Raw genomic sequence first — 16,452 nt, 5'->3', positions numbered from 1 at the left:
GGCCGGGACGGGGGCCGGCGTCGCCGACTCCTGCGCCGGTGCGGGCCCGGGCGCGGGCTGCGGGGCGGGAGCCTCCTGTGCGGGAGCCTGCTCCTGCGCCGGGGCCTCCTGCGCGGGCGCGGACGGCGCGGCGGCCGGGGCGGCACCGCTGCCCACGATCGCGAGGACCGCGCCGACCTCGACCGTCTCGTCCTCCTGGACGAGGATCTGCTGGACGGTGCCGGCGACGGGCGACGGGATCTCGGTGTCGACCTTGTCGGTGGAGATCTCGAGCAGCGGCTCGTCGACCTCGACGCTGTCGCCGACGGCCTTGAGCCAGCGCGTGACGGTGCCCTCGGTGACGGACTCGCCGAGCGCGGGGAGCGTGACCTCCTCGCCGCTCTGGCCGCCGGCGGCGGGCTGCTCCGCCGCGGGAGCGGCCTGCTCGTGCTCCTCGGCGGACTGCGTCGGCTGCTGCTCGGCGGCGGGCTCCTCGGCGGGTGCCTGCTCGGCCGGAGCCTGCTCGGCCGGAGCCTGCTCGGCCGGAGCCTGCTCGGCGGGGGCCTCCTGGGCCTGCTCCGCGGGCTGCTCGGCGGGGGCGGCGTCGCTCCCGCCCGAGCCCTCACCCGAGCCGATGACGGCGAGGGTCGCGCCGACCTCGACGGTCTCGTCCTCCTGGACGAGGATCTGCTCGAGCACGCCGGCGAACGGCGACGGGATCTCGGTGTCGACCTTGTCGGTCGAGATCTCGAGCAGGGGCTCGTCGACCTCCACGCGGTCGCCCACGTTCTTCAGCCAGCGGGTGACGGTGCCCTCGGTGACGGACTCACCGAGAGCAGGAAGCTGCACGTTGTCGGACATGACCGCTCGTGTCTCCTTCGATCGTGGGGGTCAGTTGTGGGCGTGCAGCGGCTTGCCGGCGAGTGCCAGGTGGGCCTCGCCGAGCGCCTCGTTCTGCGTCGGGTGCGCGTGGATGAGGGACGCCACGTCCTCCGGGTACGCCTCCCAGTTGACGATGAGCTGGCCCTCGCCGATGAGCTCGCCCACGCGGTCGCCGATCATGTGCACGCCGACGACCGGGCCGTCCTTCTTCCGCACGAGCTTGATGAAGCCCTGGGTGTCGAGGATCTTGCTCTTGCCGTTGCCGGCGAGGTTGTACTCGAGGATCTCGACGGCGTCCTCGCCGTGGACCTCCTTGGCGGCGGCCTCGGTGAGTCCGACCGAGGCGACCTCGGGGTGCGAGTACGTCACGCGGGGGATGCCCGACTCGACGATCGGCTGCGGGTTGAGGCCCGCGATCTGCTCGGCGACGAAGATGCCCTGCGCGAAGCCGCGGTGCGCGAGCTGCAGGCCGGGGACGATGTCGCCGACGGCCCAGATGTTCGCGACGCCGGTGTGCAGCTTCTCGTCGGTGATGACGAAGCCGCGGTCGAGCGTGATGCCCTGGTCCTCGTAGCCGACGCCCGAGGTGCGCGGGCCGCGGCCGACGGCCACGAGCAGCACGTCGGCGTCGAACGTCTTGCCGTCCTCGAGCGAGACGTGCACGCCGTTGTCGTCCTGGGTGACGCCCTGGAAGCGGACGCCGAGGTTGAACGCGATGCCGCGCTTGCGGAACTGGCGCTCGAAGGCCTTGGAGAGGGCGACGTCCTCGTTGGGGACGAGGTGGGGGAGCGCCTCGATGATGGTGACGTCGGCGCCGAAGGACTTCCAGACGCTCGCGAACTCGGAGCCGATGACGCCGCCGCCGAGGATGATCGCGGACTTCGGGACCCAGTCGAGCGTGAGGGCCTGGTCGGACGTGATGACGCGGCCGCCGATGTCGAGGCCGGGCAGCGAGCGGGCGTAGGAGCCCGTCGCGAGGACGATGTGCTCACCCGTGTAGGTCGTGTCGCCGACCTGGACGGCGTTCGGGCCGACGAGCTTGCCGTGGCCCTCGACGACGGTGATCTTGCGGGACTTGATGAGTCCCTGCAGGCCCTTGTAGAGGCCGCCGATCACGGTGTCCTTGTACTGGTTGACGCCCGCCATGTCGATGCGCTCGAGCGTGCTGTGCACGCCGAAGTGGGCGCCGTCGCGCGCGTTGTCCGCGAGCTCGGCGGCGTGCAGGAGCGCCTTGGTGGGGATGCAGCCGTTGTGGAGGCACGTGCCGCCCACCTTGTCGGCCTCGATCAGGGCGACGTTCTTCCCGAGCTGGGCGGCGCGCAGGGCAGCGGCGTAGCCACCGCTCCCCGCTCCCAGGACGACGATGTCGAAAGCGGTGCCGGTCGTGTCGGCCACGTGCAGACTCCTATGCGCAGGCGTGTGGGTCTCGAAGCTCGCCGACCATCTTGTCATCCCGTCAAGGTACGAACGACCTCGGCGGGCGGACCGGTCGTGTGACGCTCGGAACAGTCGTCCCATGACTGTCCTCGGCGGGGTCCCTCACGACGGGCTCCCAGCGGACGTCCAGGTGTCCTCGCTACCCTCGCGGTCATGGCCTGGTTCCGCCGACGCCGCCGCACGTCCGACCCTGCGCCGACCGACCGGTCCGCGCGGGACGCGACGCTCGCCCACCTGCGCGACTTCGTGGCGACCCGGGTCGGCGTCGAGGCCTACGTCGAGCCCGTCACGAACGTCACCCAGACGACCGTCATGCTGGTCGCGACCGACGGCGAGTGGACGCGCCGGCGGGTCCCCGACCCGAAGGTGGCCTGGGACCTCGCGCGCGACCTCGGCATCCCGGTGTACGACGTCCAGCGCACCGGCTACCCGCAGCGCGTGCGGGACTGGAACTCGCGTCAGCGCATCGCGCGGCAGCGCCGCTCGGTCTGACGCGAGCCCCGGTCCGTCCCGTCAGGCGCCTGCGCGGCCCTCGACCAGCGCGAGCAGCGTCCGCACGCCCACCCCGGTGCCGCCGACCGGCGTGTAGCCGTGCGCGGCCTTCTCGTTGAACGCGGGCCCGGCGATGTCGAGGTGCGCCCACGGCGTCGACCCGACGAACTCCTGCAGGAAGATCCCGGCGGTGAGCATCCCGCCGAAGCGGTCGCCGATGTTCGCGAGGTCCGCGACCTTCGACTTGAGCCCGGCCTTGAGGTCGGCGGGCAGCGGCATGGGCCAGAACTGCTCGCCCGCGGTGTGCGCTGCGGCGACGACCTCGCCGCGGACGTCGTCGGCGCCCATGACGGCGGACACGCGGTGCCCGAGCGCGACCAGCTGGGCTCCCGTGAGCGTGGCGATGTCGAGGACGACGTCGGGCTTCTCCTCGGTCGCGGCGACCAGGCCGTCGGCCATGACGAGCCGGCCCTCGGCGTCGGTGTTGAGGACCTCGACGGTCTTGCCGCCGCGGATCGTGATGACGTCGGACGGCCGCTGCGCGGTGCCGGACGGCATGTTCTCGGCGAGGCAGAGCCAGCCGGTCACGGCGACGGGCAGGCCGAGGCGCGCGGCGGCGACGACCGTGTGCAGCACCGCGGCCGCGCCGGCCATGTCGGACTTCATGGCCTCCATGCCCGCGGCGGGCTTGATCGAGATGCCGCCCGAGTCGAACGTGATGCCCTTGCCCACGAGCGCGACGGTGGCCTTGGGGCGCGACGGGCTGTACGCGACGCGGACGAGGCGGGGACCGCGGGCCGAGCCCTGGCCGACGCCGACGAGCCCGCCGTAGCCGCCCGAGGCGAGCGCCTTCTCGTCGAGGACCGACACCTTGAGGCCCTTCGCGCCCGACTCCTTGACCGCGGCCCTCGCGGCGTCGGCGAACGCCTCGGGGTACAGGTCGTTCGGCGCCGCGTTCACCAGGTCGCGCGTCGCGTGCACCGCGGCGGCGACGACCTCGGCCCGCGCGACGGCGTCCTTCGCGGCACGGGACCGCCCGAGCGACGTGACGACCTGGACGTCCTGGACGGCGGCCTTCGCGCCCGCGGCCGAGCCGCGGTACCGGGTGAACGCGTAGGCGCCGAGCAGTGCGCCCTCGGTCACGGCGGCGAGGCTCTCGACGTCCTCGGCGGGCAGGGTCAGGGCCACCGACGTGGTCCCGGCGAGCTCGCGGGTCGCGGCCCCGGCGGCGCGGCGCAGGGTCTCGGGGCTGAGGGCGTCCGCGGCGCCGACGCCCACGAGGACGACGACGGCGGCCTTCGTGCCGGTCCCGGGCACGCGGCGCACCTCGTCGGGGGCGCCGGTCACACCGAGCGCGGCGGCGTCGCGCGTGAGCGCGGTCCGCAGGTCCTTCGGCAGCCAGGCGGCGCCGAGCAGGGACGGCGCGCCGTCCTTCTGGGCGACGCCGACGACGACCGCGTCGACGGCGAGACGGGCAGGGTCGGCAGAGGTCAGCGAGACGGTCACGCGCTCGATCGTAGTTCGTCGCCCCGGCCGTGCCGCGGGACCCGGGCGGCGCGCGGGGAGTCCGCGCCGCGCCGGTACGGTGGGGGACCGTGATCGTGCCCCTCGCCCTGCTCGTCGTCGCGCTCTGCGTCGCCCTCGCCGGCTGGGCCGGGTGGTTCGTCGCGCGCGACCGGGCCGTCGTGCTCCGCCAGCTCTGGGGTGCCGCCGTCGTCGAAGGGCTGCTCGTCGTGCAGGCGCTCCTCGCGGGCGTGCTGGCCCTCACGGGGTCGCCCGACGTCGACGCCGCCCTGTTCTGGGGCTACGTCGTGACGCAGGCGATCGTCCTGCCGCTCGCCGCCGCGTGGGCGTTCGCCGAACGCACCCGCTGGAGCTCGGTCGTCCTGCTCGTCGCGGCGCTCACGGTCGCGTTCCTCGAGTACCGCCTGCTGCAGATCTGGGGTTCCGTGTGACCGACGTCCGCCCGACCGCCACCCGCCGACCGCGCCCGACGGGCACCGGCCCGGGACGCCTCGTCGTCGCCGTGTACGGCGTGCTCGCCCTGGCCGCGACGACGCGCGGCGTCTACCAGGTCGCCACGAAGCTCGACGAGGCCCCCGTCGCGTACCTGCTGTCCCTCGCGGCGGGCCTCGTCTACGCGGTCGCGACGTTCGCCCTCGCCACGGGCCGTCGCGCGCTCGCGTGGGTCACCGTGACGGTCGAGCTGGTGGGCGTCCTCACGGTCGGCGTGCTGTCGCTCGTCGACGTCGGCGACTTCCCCGACGAGACGGTGTGGTCGGCGTTCGGGCAGGGGTACGGCTACGTCCCGCTCGTCCTGCCGGTCGTCGGGCTGTGGTGGCTGTGGCGGACCGGACGGGGCACGACGGCGGACGCGGACTCCGCCGACCCGTCGCCGCGCCAGCCCCTAGGGTGAAGCCGTGTACCGGCTCCTGTTCGACCTCGTGTTCCGCCGCGTCGACCCCGAGCGGGCGCACGAGCTGGCGTTCGGCCTGATCCGCGGTGTCGCCCGCGTGCCGGTGCTGCGCGACGTCGTGGGGCGCGTCTTCGCGCCCGCACGGTCTGGCGCCGTCCGCGTCTGGGACCGGACGTTCCCGTCCGCCTTCGGGCTGGCGGCCGGGTTCGACAAGAACGCCGTCGGGGTCGCAGGGCTGACGATGCTCGGGTTCGGCTTCGTCGAGGTCGGCACGGTGACCGCGCACCCCCAGCCCGGCAACGAGCGGCCCCGGCTGTGGCGCCTCGTCGAGGAGCGCGCGCTGCGCAACCGGATGGGCTTCAACAACGAGGGCTCCGCCGCGGTCGCGTCCCGGCTGCGCCGCCTGCGGGCGACGCCTGCGGGCCGCCGGCTCGTCGTCGGCGTCAACATCGGCAAGACGAAGGTGACGCCCGCGGACCAGGCGCCCGCCGACTACGCGACCAGCGCGGGCCGTCTCGCGCCGTACGCCGACTACCTGGTCGTCAACGTGTCGTCGCCCAACACGCCAGGCCTGCGCGACCTGCAGGCCGTCGAGTCGCTGCGCCCGATCCTCGAGGCGACGCGGGTCGCCGCCGACGAGGCGACGGCCGCCGCGGGCCGCGCGACGGTCCCGCTCCTGGTGAAGATCGCCCCCGACCTGTCCGACGACGACGTCGACGCGGTCGCTGAGCTCGTCGCCGAGCTGGGCCTCGACGGCGTGGTCGCCGTCAACACGACGGTCGCGCACGACCTCGGCCCGGGCGGCCTGTCCGGACCGCCCGTCCTCGCGCGCGGCCTCGACGTCGTCGCGCGCCTGCGGGATCGTCTCGGCGACGAGGTCGTCATCATCGGGGTCGGTGGCGTGAGCACGCCCGCCGACGCGCGCGAGTACCTGGCGGTCGGCGCGACGCTGGTCCAGGGCTACACGGGCTTCATCTACGAGGGCCCGGGCTGGGCGTCGCGGATCTCGCGCGCGCTCGCGGCGGACGCGAGCCGGCGCGGGTCGACCGGCTCGACGCAGGCGTCGGCGGCGGTGTGATGGTCGTGCGCCCGCAGTGGGAGTGGCAGTTCGACGGCGCCGACGGGGCGTCGCTCGAGCGCCCGGTGAGCCCGGTGTTCACGACGCAGTTCGACGCCGAGCAGTGGCTGGGCGAGACGTGGCGGGCTCTCGCAGCCCAGGGCGTGCACCAGGCGCGCCTCGTGCACGAGGGCGTGCAGGCGACGCCGACCCTCGCGCTGCCCGCGATCTGAGCCCGACCCTCGCGCTGCCCCTGACCTGAGGCTCGGCCGCGCTCAGACGACGGCGCGGTACGTCGGCACGGGCTCCCACGTGGCCGCGCCGAGGTCCTGCCAGGCGGCGGCGAGGCCCTGCACGCCGCGGCGGAGCACGTCGGGCGACTCCGCGAACGGGACGCGCAGGTGGTCCTCGAGCCCGCCGTCGACGCCGAAGGCCGGGCCCGGCACGATCCGGACGCCGTGCCGCACGGACGTCGCGGCGAGCGCGGACGACACGGGTGCCCCGAGGTCGACCCAGAGCGACAGCCCTCCGGCGGGCACGGGCACGTCCCACGTGGGCAGGTGCTCGTGCAGCAGGCCGACGAGCAGGTCGCGGCGCTCGCGCAGGACCTGGCGGCGCGATGCGAGGACGTCCCCGGCGCCCGCGAGGAGCTCGGTGACGACGAGCTGCTCCATCGGCGGGGTGCCGATGTCGACGTGGGTCCGCAGGGACGCGAGGCGGGCGACGAGGTCGGGGTGCGCACGGACCCAGCCGACGCGCAGGCCGCCCCAGAAGGACTTCGAGGCCGAGCCGATCGACACGACCAGCCCGGACGACGTCCCGTCGCCGGCGAACGACTCCGGGGCCGGCCCTTCGATCGTCAGCTCGCGAAGGACCTCGTCGCCGACGATCGTCGTGCGGTGCCGGCGCGCCAGGGCGCGGACGCGTGCGCGCTGCTCCGGGGTCAGGCTCGTGCCGGTGGGGTTGCGGTGGTCGGGGATGAGGTAGACCACGCGAGGCGCGACCTGGCGGATCGTCGACTCGAGCAGGTCGACGTCGAGCCCGTCGGGCCCGCACGGCACGGGGACCGGCCGTGCGCCGGCAGCACGGACGACGTCCATGGCGTGCGGGTAGGTCGGCTGCTCGACGACGACGCGGTCACCGGGTCCGGCGTGGGCGGCGACGAGCAGGTGGATGGCCTCCTGCGCGCCGGTGGTCACGAGGATCTGGTCGGGCGACGTGGGCGTGCCGCGCTCGTCGTACCAGCGCGCGATCGCGGCGCGCAGCACGGGCAGACCGAGAGGCGCGTAGCCAGTGCCCGCGAGGTGGCGGGGGAGAGCGTCGAGCGCGGCGAGGTAGGCGCCGTGCAGCGCGGACGGCGCGGAGGGGGCCGCGACGGAGAGGTCGGCGACCGTGTCGTCGCTGCCGGTGGGGACCGGCATCTGGGTCCGCGCGCCGGGGCCGCTCGGCAGGGTGGTGACGGTGCCGCTGCCGCGCCGGCTCACGAGGTAGCCCTCGTCGCGCAGGAGGCCGTACGCGGCCGTCGCGGTGGTGCGGGAGACGCCGAGGGCCTCGGCGAGCTCACGCTCGCCCGGCAGGCGGGTGCTGAGGGGCAGGGTCCCCGACAGGACGGTGGCGCGTAGCGCGTCGGCGAGCGCGGCGTACGCGGGCCCGCCGTGCTGCCAGGCGCCGAGGAGGCGCGCGAGCCGGGTGCCGGCGACGCGCCGGTCGGTCGGAAGGTCGCTCACGCTCATGAGGCCACCTTGGCACAAGTGGCTATGGATTAGATAGCCATTGAGCGATGACGATAGGGCCATGACGAACTGGCTCGGCATCGCCGTCGTGTGGGGTGTGATCGGTCTGGGTGCGCTCGCCGCCCTCGTCGTCGCCGTGGCCCGCACGGTCCGACGCGACGGCTGGGGGCACCGCCCGCCGCCCGCGGACGCGCCCCACTGGGCCGCCGGCAGCGCCCTCGACGTCCGGATCGGCCTGTGACGGCGAACGCGGGCACGCGTGCCCGCACCACCGCCCGGCGCTCCGTCCGGCGTGGTGCCCAGCTCCTCGGCGGCGTGACCCTCTACGCCGTGTCCATCGCGCTCGTCGTGCACGCCGGGCAGGGCAGCATGCCGTGGGACGTCCTCACGCAGGGCCTCGCCCACCGGACCGGCCTGTCGTTCGGCACCGTCACGCTCGCGACGAGCGTCGTCGTCCTGCTCTGCTGGTGGCCGCTGCGTCAGCGCCCCGGCATCGGCACGGTCGCCAACGTGCTCGTCATCGGCTTCCTCGTCGACCCCGTGCTCGCGGCGCTCGACTGGCTGCCGTCACCCCTGCCGCTGCCCGCCGCCGTCGGCCTCGCCGTCCTCGGCATCGTCCTCAACGGTCTCGCGACCGGCCTGTACGTCGGCGCTCGGCTCGGACCCGGCCCGCGCGACGGGCTCATGACGGGCCTCGTCGCCCGGACCGGCCGGTCCGTCCGGCTCGTGCGGACGAGCATCGAGGTCGTCGTCGTGTCGGCCGGGTGGGTGCTCGGCGGGACCGTCGGCTGGGCGACGCTCGCGTACGCGCTCGCGGTCGGACCGCTCGCGCAGGTCTTCCTCCGGCTGCTCGCCGTGCCCGAGCAGGCTCCCCGGACCGCGGACGCACCGCGACCCGAACCCGCTCCCGTCGCCTGAGACGCCCGGTGCCCCGCCCCGCGACGGGGACGGGGCACCGGGACGGCGTGCGTGACGGTCGTCAGCGCGAGGCGGGCGACGACTTCGCGGTCTCCGCCGGGTCGGTCACGACCGAGTCGCCGAGGATCGTGTCGATGCGCGCCAGGAGCTCGGCCGGGATGGTGACGCCCGACGCCTTGACGTTCTCCGCGACCTGCTCGGGACGCGACGCGCCGATGATCGCCGACGCCACGTTCGGGTTCTGCAGCACCCAGGCCACGGCGAGCTGTGCCATCGACAGGCCCAGCTCGTCGGCCACGGGTCGCAGCTCCTGGACGCGCGCGAGCGTGTCCTGCTGCTCGAGGAAGCGCCCGATCATCCGCGCGCCGCCCTTCTCGTCGGTGCCGCGCGACCCGGCGGGTGCCGGCTGGCCCGGCTGGTACTTGCCTGTGAGCACGCCCTGCGCGACCGGCGACCACACGATCTGCGAGAGCCCGAGCTCCTGCGACGTCGGGACGACCTCGCCCTCGATGACGCGCCACAGCATCGAGTACTGCGGCTGGTTCGAGATGAGCCGGAAGCCCAGGTCGGTCGCGAGCTCCTGCCCGGCGCGGATCTGGTCCGCCGTCCACTCGCTCACGCCGATGTACAGCGCCTTGCCCTGGCGCACGACGTCGGCGAACGCCTGCATCGTCTCCTCGAGCGGCGTGGCGTGGTCGTAGCGGTGCGCCTGGTACAGGTCGACGTAGTCGGTCTGCAGGCGCTGCAGCGAGCCGTCGACCGACTCGAGGATGTGCTTGCGCGAGAGGCCCGAGTCGTTCGCGCCCTGCGGGCCCGTCGGCCAGTAGACCTTCGTGAAGATCTCCAGCGACTGGCGCCGCTCACCCTTGAGCGCCTCGCCCAGCACCGTCTCCGCCGCGGTGTTCGCGTACACGTCGGCGGTGTCGAACGTCGTGATGCCCGCGTCGAGCGCGGCGCGCACGCACGCGGTCGCGGTGTCGTTCTCGACCTGCGAGCCGTGCGTGAGCCAGTTGCCGTAGGTGATCTCGGTGATCTTCAGGCCGGAACGGCCCAGGTGGCGGTAGTTGACCATGCCAGAACCCTACGTCGCGGGGCAGCGCCGCCCGCCGTCACACGAGGCCTGCGGCCGACGTCAGGACGGCTTCTGGCCGTGCTTGACCTGCGGCTTCGGCATGCGCGACGGGCGGATCTGGAACGCGCGCAGCACCGCGTACATCGCCGTGCCCTTGATCACGGCGTTCGGGCCGAACTTCTCGATGATGCGGCGCTTGAGGCCGCGCCACAGCAGCCACCCGTCGACGACCGCGGCGAGCACGTACAGGTAGAGGACGACGATCGCGTAGAACGCGAACAGCGGGGCCATCTGCGCGAGGGCGAACTGCGCGACGAGGGCGACCAGGGCGACGGGGAGGAACAGCTCGCCGAGGCTCCAGCGGGCGTCCACCCAGTCCCGGACGAACCGGCGGACCGGGCCACGGTCCTTGGCGGGCATGAAGCGCTCGTCGCCGGTCTGCATGGCCTTGTACTCGCGGTCACGCTGCTCGCGCTGCGCCTGCCGCGCCGCCTTCGCTGCACCCTTGCGGTCCGTCGGCACGAGCGGACGCTTGTTCGCCGCCTCGGCCTCCTTGCGCTTCGGCGTGGGGCGTCCCTTGCCCGACGGGGACTCGGGGGCGCCCGCCGGCTCGGCGAGGGCGGGGGTCACCGACAGGGGCTCCTTGCTGCGTCCGAACACCCCTCCAGGGTAGTCGAGTACGGTGGCAGACCGTGACCGACCACCGCTCCACGGACAGCTCGCCCACCTCCCTCGACGCCGCCGCCGCGGCCGCCCGCCTGGACGAGCTCCGCGCGCGGACCGCCGCCGCGTTCCCCGGCATCCGGGCCGACCTGGAGGCGCTGGTCCGTATCCCGAGCGTCTCGAACAGCGCGTTCGACCAGGCGCACGTCGCGCAGAGCGCCGCCGCCGTCGCCGACCTGCTGCGTGGCACGGGACTCGACGACGTCGAGATCCTCACCGTGACGACGGCCGACGGCCGCACCGGCGCCCCCGCCGTGGTGGCCCGTCGGCCCGCCGCACCCGGTGCGCCGACGGTCCTGCTCTACGCGCACCACGACGTGCAGCCGCCCGGCGACGCCGCCGCGTGGGAGACGTCGCCGTTCGAGCCCACCGAGCGAGGCGGCCGCCTCTTCGGCCGGGGTGCCGCGGACGACAAGGCGGGCGTCGTCGCGCACGTCGGTGCGCTGCGCGTCCTGGGCGACGACCTCGGCGTCGGCGTCACGGTGTTCGTCGAGGGCGAGGAGGAGATCGGGTCGCCGACGTTCGCCGACTTCCTGCACGCGCACCGCGACCGCCTCGCGGCCGACGTCATCGTCGTCGCGGACTCCTCGAACTGGTCCGTGGGCGTCCCCGGGCTCACCACGTCGCTGCGCGGGCTCGTCGACTGCACCGTCGAGGTCGAGGTCCTGTCGCACGCGGTGCACTCCGGCATGTACGGCGGCCCGGTCCTCGACGCCGTGACGCTCCTCGCGCGCCTCGTCGCGACGCTGCACGACGACGCGGGCGACGTCGCCGTCGAGGGTCTCGTCACCGCTCCCGACCCGGTCGTCGACCTCGACGAGGCGCAGCTGCGCGTCGACGCGGGCGTCCTCGACGGCGTCGGGCTCGCGGGCACGGGCCCGATCACGGCGCGCATGTGGACGCGACCCGCGATCGCGGTCATCGGGTTCGACGCCCCGGCCGTCGCCACCGCGTCCAACACGATCACGCCGCGCGCCACCGCCAAGCTCTCCGTCCGCATCGCCCCCGGCCAGGACCCGGCCGAGGCGATGGCCGCCCTGCGCCGCCACCTCGAGGGCCACGCGCCTTTCGGCGCGCGCGTCACCGTCGTCGACGGCGAGCAGGGCCGCCCGTTCCTCGCGCCCGCCGACTCGCCCGCGATGCAGGCCGCGCGGCAGGCGTTCGGGGAGGCGTGGGGGACCGACCCGGTCGACCTCGGCATCGGCGGGTCGATCCCGTTCATCGCCGACCTGCTCGAGGTCTACCCGCAGGCGCAGATCCTCGTCACGGGCGTCGAGGACCCGGACAGCCGAGCGCACGGCGCCAACGAGTCGGTGCACCTGGGCGAGCTCGAGAAGGTCGTGCTGGCCGAGGCGCTGCTGCTGGAGCACCTGGCCGGTGCCGCCGGGGCGGCCGGGGCCACCGCCTGACGCCGCCCGACGTCGTCGGCGCCGGTCGGCGCGGTCGTGCGACGCGTCGGCCGGTCAGGCCGACCGGTGCGCCACGTCGACCGCGGAGGCCCACGTGGCGACGTCGGACGGCAGGTCTGGGGACTCGACGGCGTCGCCGGTGAGCAGGCGGACGACGTCGGGAGCCGGGATCCGCCGGCCGTCCCGCGCGAGGAAGCGGCCGGCGACGATGCCGCGGGCGATGTGGTCGCCCCCGCGCTCGAACACCTGCTCCATGTAGACGACCCGCTCGTCCCAGCCGAGGACGCGGGTCGTCTGGGTGAACCGCTGGCCCAGGGTGAGCGACCGGCGGTACTTCACTGTCGACGCCGCCACGACGGGGTACCAGCCGCGCTGGTTGAGCAGGGTGTACCCGGCCAGGTCGGCGATGTAGTTGGCGCGACCGATGTCCATGTACTGGAGGTAGACGCCGTTGTTGACGTGCCGGTACAGGTCGATGTCGCCGAGGTGCACGCGCATCGACGTGACCGACGGCGAGAGCACCGTCTGGCCGGGCACGGCCCGTCGGGGGCGGAACGAGGCGTAGGCGAGCTGCAGCGTCCGGGTCACGGCGCGATGTTACTCACGAGTAGCAAATGCCCGCCGGGTCGTGTCAGTACGGGGGATCCGGGTCGTACTGGATGCCGCGACGCACCCCGCGGGCCGCGTCGGGGGACTCCAGCCGCGCGACCAGGTGCAACGCCATGTCGATCCCCGCCGACACTCCCGCCGACGTCACGACGTCGCCGTCGTCGACGAACCGTGCCTCGGTGTCCGCCAGGACGCTCGGGTCGAACGCCGCGAGCTCGTCGAAGGCCGACCAGTACGTCGTCGCAGGACGGCCCGCCAGCAGACCCGCCGCCGCGAGCACCAGGGCGCCCGTGCACACGCTCGTCACGAGCGGCGTCTCGGCACGCACGCCCCGCAGCCACTCCAGGTGTTCCGAGTCCGCCGCGAGGGCCCGCGTCCCGTGACCGCCCGGGTAGACGAGCACGTGCAGCGCACCGACCTCGTCGGCCGACGTGTCCGGCACCAGGCGCAGGCCCTTGGCGCACCGCACGCCCGCGCCGTCGGTCGAGAACGTCACGACCTCGGGGTGCAGCGGCGAGTGCGCGGCCCACGCCGACAGCACCTCGAACGGCCCCACGACGTCGAGCTCCTCGGCACCGTCGAAGACGAAGATGCCGATCCGCAGGTGGTGGCCGGTGCTCACGGGACTCAGTAGCCCGGCAGCGCCAGCATCTGGTCGAGCGCGACCCGCGCCCAGTACGCGTCGTCGGCGTCGACCACGATCCGATTCGGCACGCGCCCCGTGACGAGCGACTCCATCGCCCACACGAGGTGGGGCAGGTCGATCCGGTTCATCGTGGAGCAGAAGCAGACCGTCGAGTCCAGGTAGTGGACCTTCTTGTCCGGGTGCGCGGCGGCCAGGCGGCGCACGAGGTTGAGCTCGGTGCCGATCGCCCACGTCGAGCCCGGCTCGGCCGCGTCGAGCGCCTTGATGATGTACTCCGTCGAGCCCACCATGTCCGCCGCGGTGACGACCTCGTGCTTGCACTCGGGGTGCACGAGCACGGTCACGCCGGGAGCCGCGGCGCGGATGTCCTCGACGTTGCGCGCGGAGAAGCGGCCGTGCACCGAGCAGTGCCCGCGCCACAGGATCATCCGGGCGTCCTTGAGCTGCTGCGTCGTCAGCCCGCCGCCCGGCTTGCGCGGGTCGAACACCACGCAGTCGTCGAGCGACAGGCCGAGCTGCAGGACCGCGGTGTTGCGACCGAGGTGCTGGTCGGGCATGAACAGCACCTTGCCGGTGCCGCCGACGCCGCCGACCTTGTCGAACGCCCAGCGCAGGGCGACGTGCGCGTTCGACGACGTGCAGACCGTGCCGCCGTGACGGCCCGTGAACGCCTTGATGGCCGCCGTCGAGTTCATGTACGTGACGGGCACGGTGTCGTCCGCGACGCCCGCGTCGACGAGCACGTCCCACGCGTCCTCGACCTGGTCGATCGCCGCCATGTCCGCCATCGAGCAGCCCGCGGCGAGGTCCGGCAGGACCACCTGCTGGGCGTCGGACGTGAGGATGTCGGCCGACTCGGCCATGAAGTGCACGCCGCAGAAGATGACGAACTCCGCGTCGGGGCGGGCCGCCGCCTCGCGCGCGAGCTTGAACGAGTCGCCCGTGACGTCGGCGAACGCGATGACCTCGTCACGCTGGTAGTGGTGACCGAGCACGAACGCCCGGTCGCCGAGCGCCGCGCGGGCCGCACGGGCCCGCTCCACGAGGTCCGGGTCGCTCGGCGCGGGGAGGTCCCCGACGCACTCCACGCCACGCTCGGAGGCGAGGTCCACCCCGCGGCCGAGCAGCAGCAGGGCCGAGGGGGCGGGCTCCGCGAAGGAGGGCGCACTCGTCGTCAGCGTCACGCCAGAATCCTCGCACACGGGCGCTCGCGCGCCGCTGGGACGTCCGACCGCGCAGCCCGCGGCACCGTGTGCGTACCCGACGACCGGTCCGCGACGTGCCACGATGCGTCGCGTGCGTGTCCTCGTCGCCCCCGACACCTTCGGCTCCGTCCTGACGGCCCGCGAGGTCGCCGCCACCGTCGCCGCCGGCTGGCGGCTCGCGGCGCCCGGCGACGACGTGACCGAGTGCCCGCTCGCCGACGGCGGCCCCGGCTTCGTCGACACCCTGCACGCCGCGCTCGGCGGCGAGACCGTGCCCGTGACCGTCACGGGTCCTCTCGGCGCACCGGCACCCGCGGTCCTGCTCGTCGTCGACGGGCCGACGGGCCGGACGGCGTACGTCGAGTCGGCGCACGCGGTCGGGCTCCCGCTCGTCCCGGTCGAGCACCGCGACCCGACGCGGACGTCGAGCCGCGGGGTCGGCGACCTCCTCGTCGCGGCCCGCGACCTCGGCGCCCGCCGCGTGGTCGTCGGGCTCGGGGGGTCCGCCACGAACGACGCGGGCGCCGGCATGCTCGTCGCCGCCGGGCTCGACGTCCTGCCCGGGCTGCTCGACCAGGGCGGCGGCCCGCTCGGTGCCGTCACGGCCGCCGACCTCACCGGCCTGCGGGCGCTGCGGGCGCGCTGGCGCGACGTCGAGCTCGTCGTCGCCGTCGACGTCGACGTGCCGCTGCTCGGGCTCACGGGCGCGAGCGCCGGGTTCGCCGCGCAGAAGGGCGCCACGCCCGAGCAGGCGCAGGACCTCGAGCGGGCGCTCGGTGCTTTCGCGCACGCCGCGACGACCGCGCTCGCGGACGACCTGCGTCCTGACCTGCTCGCGGGCGCACGACCGACGTCCGCCGCGAGCCGCCTCACCGGTGCACCCGGCGCGGGCGCCGCCGGGGGGCTCGGGTTCGGGCTCGCCCTGCTCGGCGCCCGCGTCGTGCCCGGGGCGTCGTTCGTCGCCGACCACGTCGGCCTCGACGCGCGCCTCGCCGCGAGCGACGTCGTCGTCACGGGCGAGGGGCGGCTCGACTGGCAGAGCCTGCACGGCAAGGTCGCCGCCGAGGTCGCCGAGCGCGCGCTCCGGCACGGCATCCCGACCGTCGTCGTCGCGGGCGAGGTGCAGGTCGGCCGACGCGAGCTGTCCGCCGCCGGGATCACCGCCGCCTACGCCGTCGGGGAGACGCCCGACGAGGTCCGTGCGGCGCTCGCCGACCCCGTGACGACCCTGCGCGCCCGGGCGGAGCGCGTCGCGCGGACCTGGTCGCGCTGACCGAGCCGCTCGCGTCGCCCCGCGACGTGCCGCCAGGCGTGGACGACGCCCCGCCCGCACCGTCGTACCCTGGTCGGGAACAACCACGCACGCGCCGGTGTTGCGCATCGACGACGTGAGTTCCCCGGCACCAGGAGAGACGATGAGCGAGACCACGCAGACCTCGACGCACGGCGTCCTGCTCACGGACGTGGCGGCGGGCAAGGTCCGCAGCCTGCTCGAGCAGGAGGGCCGCGACGACCTGCGTCTGCGCGTCGCCGTCCAGCCCGGCGGCTGCTCGGGCCTCATCTACCAGCTGTACTTCGACGAGCGCCTGCTCGACGGCGACGTGACGCGCGACTACGACGGCGTCGAGGTCGTCGTCGACCGCATGAGCGTGCCGTACCTCGAGGGCGCGACGATCGACTTCGCCGACACGATCGAGAAGCAGGGCTTCACGATCGACAACCCGAACGCCGGCAGCGCCTGCGCGTGCGGTGGCTCCTTCAGCTGACGCCCAGCCCGTGACGAGGGCCCGGCACCGGTGACGGTGCCGGGCCCTCGTGCGTCCGAACCGCGGTAGACGTTCTGCGATGGCGTCCCGCCGCCGCCCCGCCCCGCC

The 16,452-nt window shown here is 74.4% G+C and carries 19 protein-coding genes; 10 read left to right on the top strand and 9 right to left on the bottom strand.

Annotated elements, in window-relative coordinates; genetic code table 11:
- Together CBZ_RS00400 and lpdA are read right to left on the bottom strand one after the other, a co-directional pair.
- Nucleotides 1-840: biotin/lipoyl-containing protein (locus CBZ_RS00400; RefSeq protein WP_307720736.1), on the bottom strand; the 840-nt coding region annotated here is incomplete at its 3' end.
- A gap of 30 nt (nt 841-870) precedes the next feature.
- Complete coding sequence (gene lpdA, locus CBZ_RS00395) at nt 871-2,256, bottom strand: dihydrolipoyl dehydrogenase (RefSeq protein ID WP_130779649.1); 1,386 nt, start codon at nt 2,254-2,256, stop codon at nt 871-873.
- A 195-nt stretch (nt 2,257-2,451) separates the two neighbouring features.
- Between lpdA and CBZ_RS00390 the strand changes: the two genes are divergently transcribed.
- Complete coding sequence (locus tag CBZ_RS00390; RefSeq protein WP_130779648.1) at nt 2,452-2,790, top strand: oxidoreductase; 339 nt, start codon at nt 2,452-2,454, stop codon at nt 2,788-2,790.
- A gap of 21 nt (nt 2,791-2,811) precedes the next feature.
- On the opposite strand, the gene CBZ_RS00385 is transcribed toward CBZ_RS00390, so the two are convergent.
- Nucleotides 2,812-4,296 (bottom strand): leucyl aminopeptidase, encoded by a 1,485-nt coding sequence (locus tag CBZ_RS00385; RefSeq protein ID WP_130779647.1) that lies wholly within the window; start codon nt 4,294-4,296, stop codon nt 2,812-2,814.
- Nucleotides 4,297-4,385: 89 nt separating this feature from the next.
- On the opposite strand from CBZ_RS00385, the gene CBZ_RS00380 reads away from it, so the two are divergent.
- The 4 genes from CBZ_RS00380 to CBZ_RS00365 are packed head-to-tail and all read left to right on the top strand — an operon-like array spanning nt 4,386 to nt 6,496.
- Nucleotides 4,386-4,745, top strand: a complete 360-nt coding sequence (locus CBZ_RS00380) for a hypothetical protein (RefSeq protein ID WP_130779646.1) — start codon at nt 4,386-4,388, stop codon at nt 4,743-4,745.
- Complete coding sequence (locus CBZ_RS00375; RefSeq protein WP_130779645.1) at nt 4,742-5,206, top strand: hypothetical protein; 465 nt, start codon at nt 4,742-4,744, stop codon at nt 5,204-5,206. Before CBZ_RS00380 ends, CBZ_RS00375 begins: the two co-directional genes overlap by 4 nt.
- 4 nt (nt 5,207-5,210) lie before the next feature.
- Nucleotides 5,211-6,284 carry a quinone-dependent dihydroorotate dehydrogenase gene (locus CBZ_RS00370; protein WP_130779644.1) on the top strand — a complete coding sequence of 358 codons (1,074 nt, stop codon included), beginning with the start codon at nt 5,211-5,213 and terminating at the stop codon, nt 6,282-6,284.
- Nucleotides 6,284-6,496: a hypothetical protein gene (locus CBZ_RS00365; RefSeq protein ID WP_130779643.1), complete on the top strand. Its 213-nt coding sequence runs from the start codon at nt 6,284-6,286 to the stop codon at nt 6,494-6,496. Before CBZ_RS00370 ends, CBZ_RS00365 begins: the two co-directional genes overlap by 1 nt.
- Before the next feature lie 42 nt (nt 6,497-6,538).
- Here the strand turns inward: CBZ_RS00365 and yczR are convergent, their stop codons facing one another.
- A complete protein-coding gene (gene yczR / locus CBZ_RS00360) occupies nt 6,539-7,996 on the bottom strand; it encodes a MocR-like transcription factor YczR (protein WP_130779642.1) in 1,458 nt (485 codons plus the stop codon).
- Between the two features lie 61 nt (nt 7,997-8,057).
- Between yczR and CBZ_RS00355 the strand changes: the two genes are divergently transcribed.
- Both CBZ_RS00355 and yczE read left to right on the top strand, forming a co-directional pair.
- Nucleotides 8,058-8,237, top strand: coding sequence for a hypothetical protein (locus CBZ_RS00355; protein ID WP_130779641.1), 180 nt, complete (start codon nt 8,058-8,060; stop codon nt 8,235-8,237).
- The gene (gene yczE, locus CBZ_RS00350) at nt 8,234-8,914 is read left to right on the top strand and encodes a membrane protein YczE (RefSeq protein ID WP_130779640.1); all 681 of its coding nucleotides are present in this window, start codon (nt 8,234-8,236) and stop codon (nt 8,912-8,914) included. Before CBZ_RS00355 ends, yczE begins: the two co-directional genes overlap by 4 nt.
- 61 nt (nt 8,915-8,975) lie before the next feature.
- Here yczE and CBZ_RS00345 read toward each other — a convergent pair whose 3' ends face one another.
- Nucleotides 8,976-9,986: an aldo/keto reductase family protein gene (locus CBZ_RS00345; protein WP_130779639.1), complete on the bottom strand. Its 1,011-nt coding sequence runs from the start codon at nt 9,984-9,986 to the stop codon at nt 8,976-8,978.
- Nucleotides 9,987-10,046: 60 nt separating this feature from the next.
- Nucleotides 10,047-10,646, bottom strand: a complete 600-nt coding sequence (locus tag CBZ_RS00340; protein ID WP_130779638.1) for a DUF3043 domain-containing protein — start codon at nt 10,644-10,646, stop codon at nt 10,047-10,049.
- A gap of 98 nt (nt 10,647-10,744) precedes the next feature.
- On the opposite strand from CBZ_RS00340, the gene CBZ_RS00335 reads away from it, so the two are divergent.
- Nucleotides 10,745-12,118: a dipeptidase gene (locus tag CBZ_RS00335; protein ID WP_130779650.1), complete on the top strand. Its 1,374-nt coding sequence runs from the start codon at nt 10,745-10,747 to the stop codon at nt 12,116-12,118.
- Between the two features lie 54 nt (nt 12,119-12,172).
- Here the strand turns inward: CBZ_RS00335 and CBZ_RS00330 are convergent, their stop codons facing one another.
- From CBZ_RS00330 to nadA, 3 genes are read right to left on the bottom strand one after another with little or no spacing between them, the layout of a single operon-like run.
- A complete protein-coding gene (locus CBZ_RS00330) occupies nt 12,173-12,706 on the bottom strand; it encodes an acyl-CoA thioesterase (protein ID WP_130779637.1) in 534 nt (177 codons plus the stop codon).
- Nucleotides 12,707-12,749: 43 nt separating this feature from the next.
- Nucleotides 12,750-13,349: a DJ-1/PfpI family protein gene (locus CBZ_RS00325; protein ID WP_130779636.1), complete on the bottom strand. Its 600-nt coding sequence runs from the start codon at nt 13,347-13,349 to the stop codon at nt 12,750-12,752.
- Between the two features lie 5 nt (nt 13,350-13,354).
- Complete coding sequence (gene nadA / locus CBZ_RS00320; RefSeq protein WP_130779635.1) at nt 13,355-14,557, bottom strand: quinolinate synthase NadA; 1,203 nt, start codon at nt 14,555-14,557, stop codon at nt 13,355-13,357.
- Nucleotides 14,558-14,660: 103 nt separating this feature from the next.
- On the opposite strand from nadA, the gene CBZ_RS00315 reads away from it, so the two are divergent.
- A complete protein-coding gene (locus CBZ_RS00315; protein WP_130779634.1) occupies nt 14,661-15,851 on the top strand; it encodes a glycerate kinase family protein in 1,191 nt (396 codons plus the stop codon).
- A 142-nt stretch (nt 15,852-15,993) separates the two neighbouring features.
- A complete protein-coding gene (erpA, locus tag CBZ_RS00310; RefSeq protein ID WP_130779633.1) occupies nt 15,994-16,344 on the top strand; it encodes an iron-sulfur cluster insertion protein ErpA in 351 nt (116 codons plus the stop codon).
- Nucleotides 16,345-16,452 lie beyond the last annotated feature (108 nt).

The organism is Cellulomonas biazotea (genome assembly GCF_004306155.1).
Classification (GTDB): Bacteria; Actinomycetota; Actinomycetes; order Actinomycetales; family Cellulomonadaceae; genus Cellulomonas; species Cellulomonas biazotea.
Note: the sequence above shows the minus strand (reverse complement) of the source record. Positions and strands in the feature narration are given on the sequence as shown.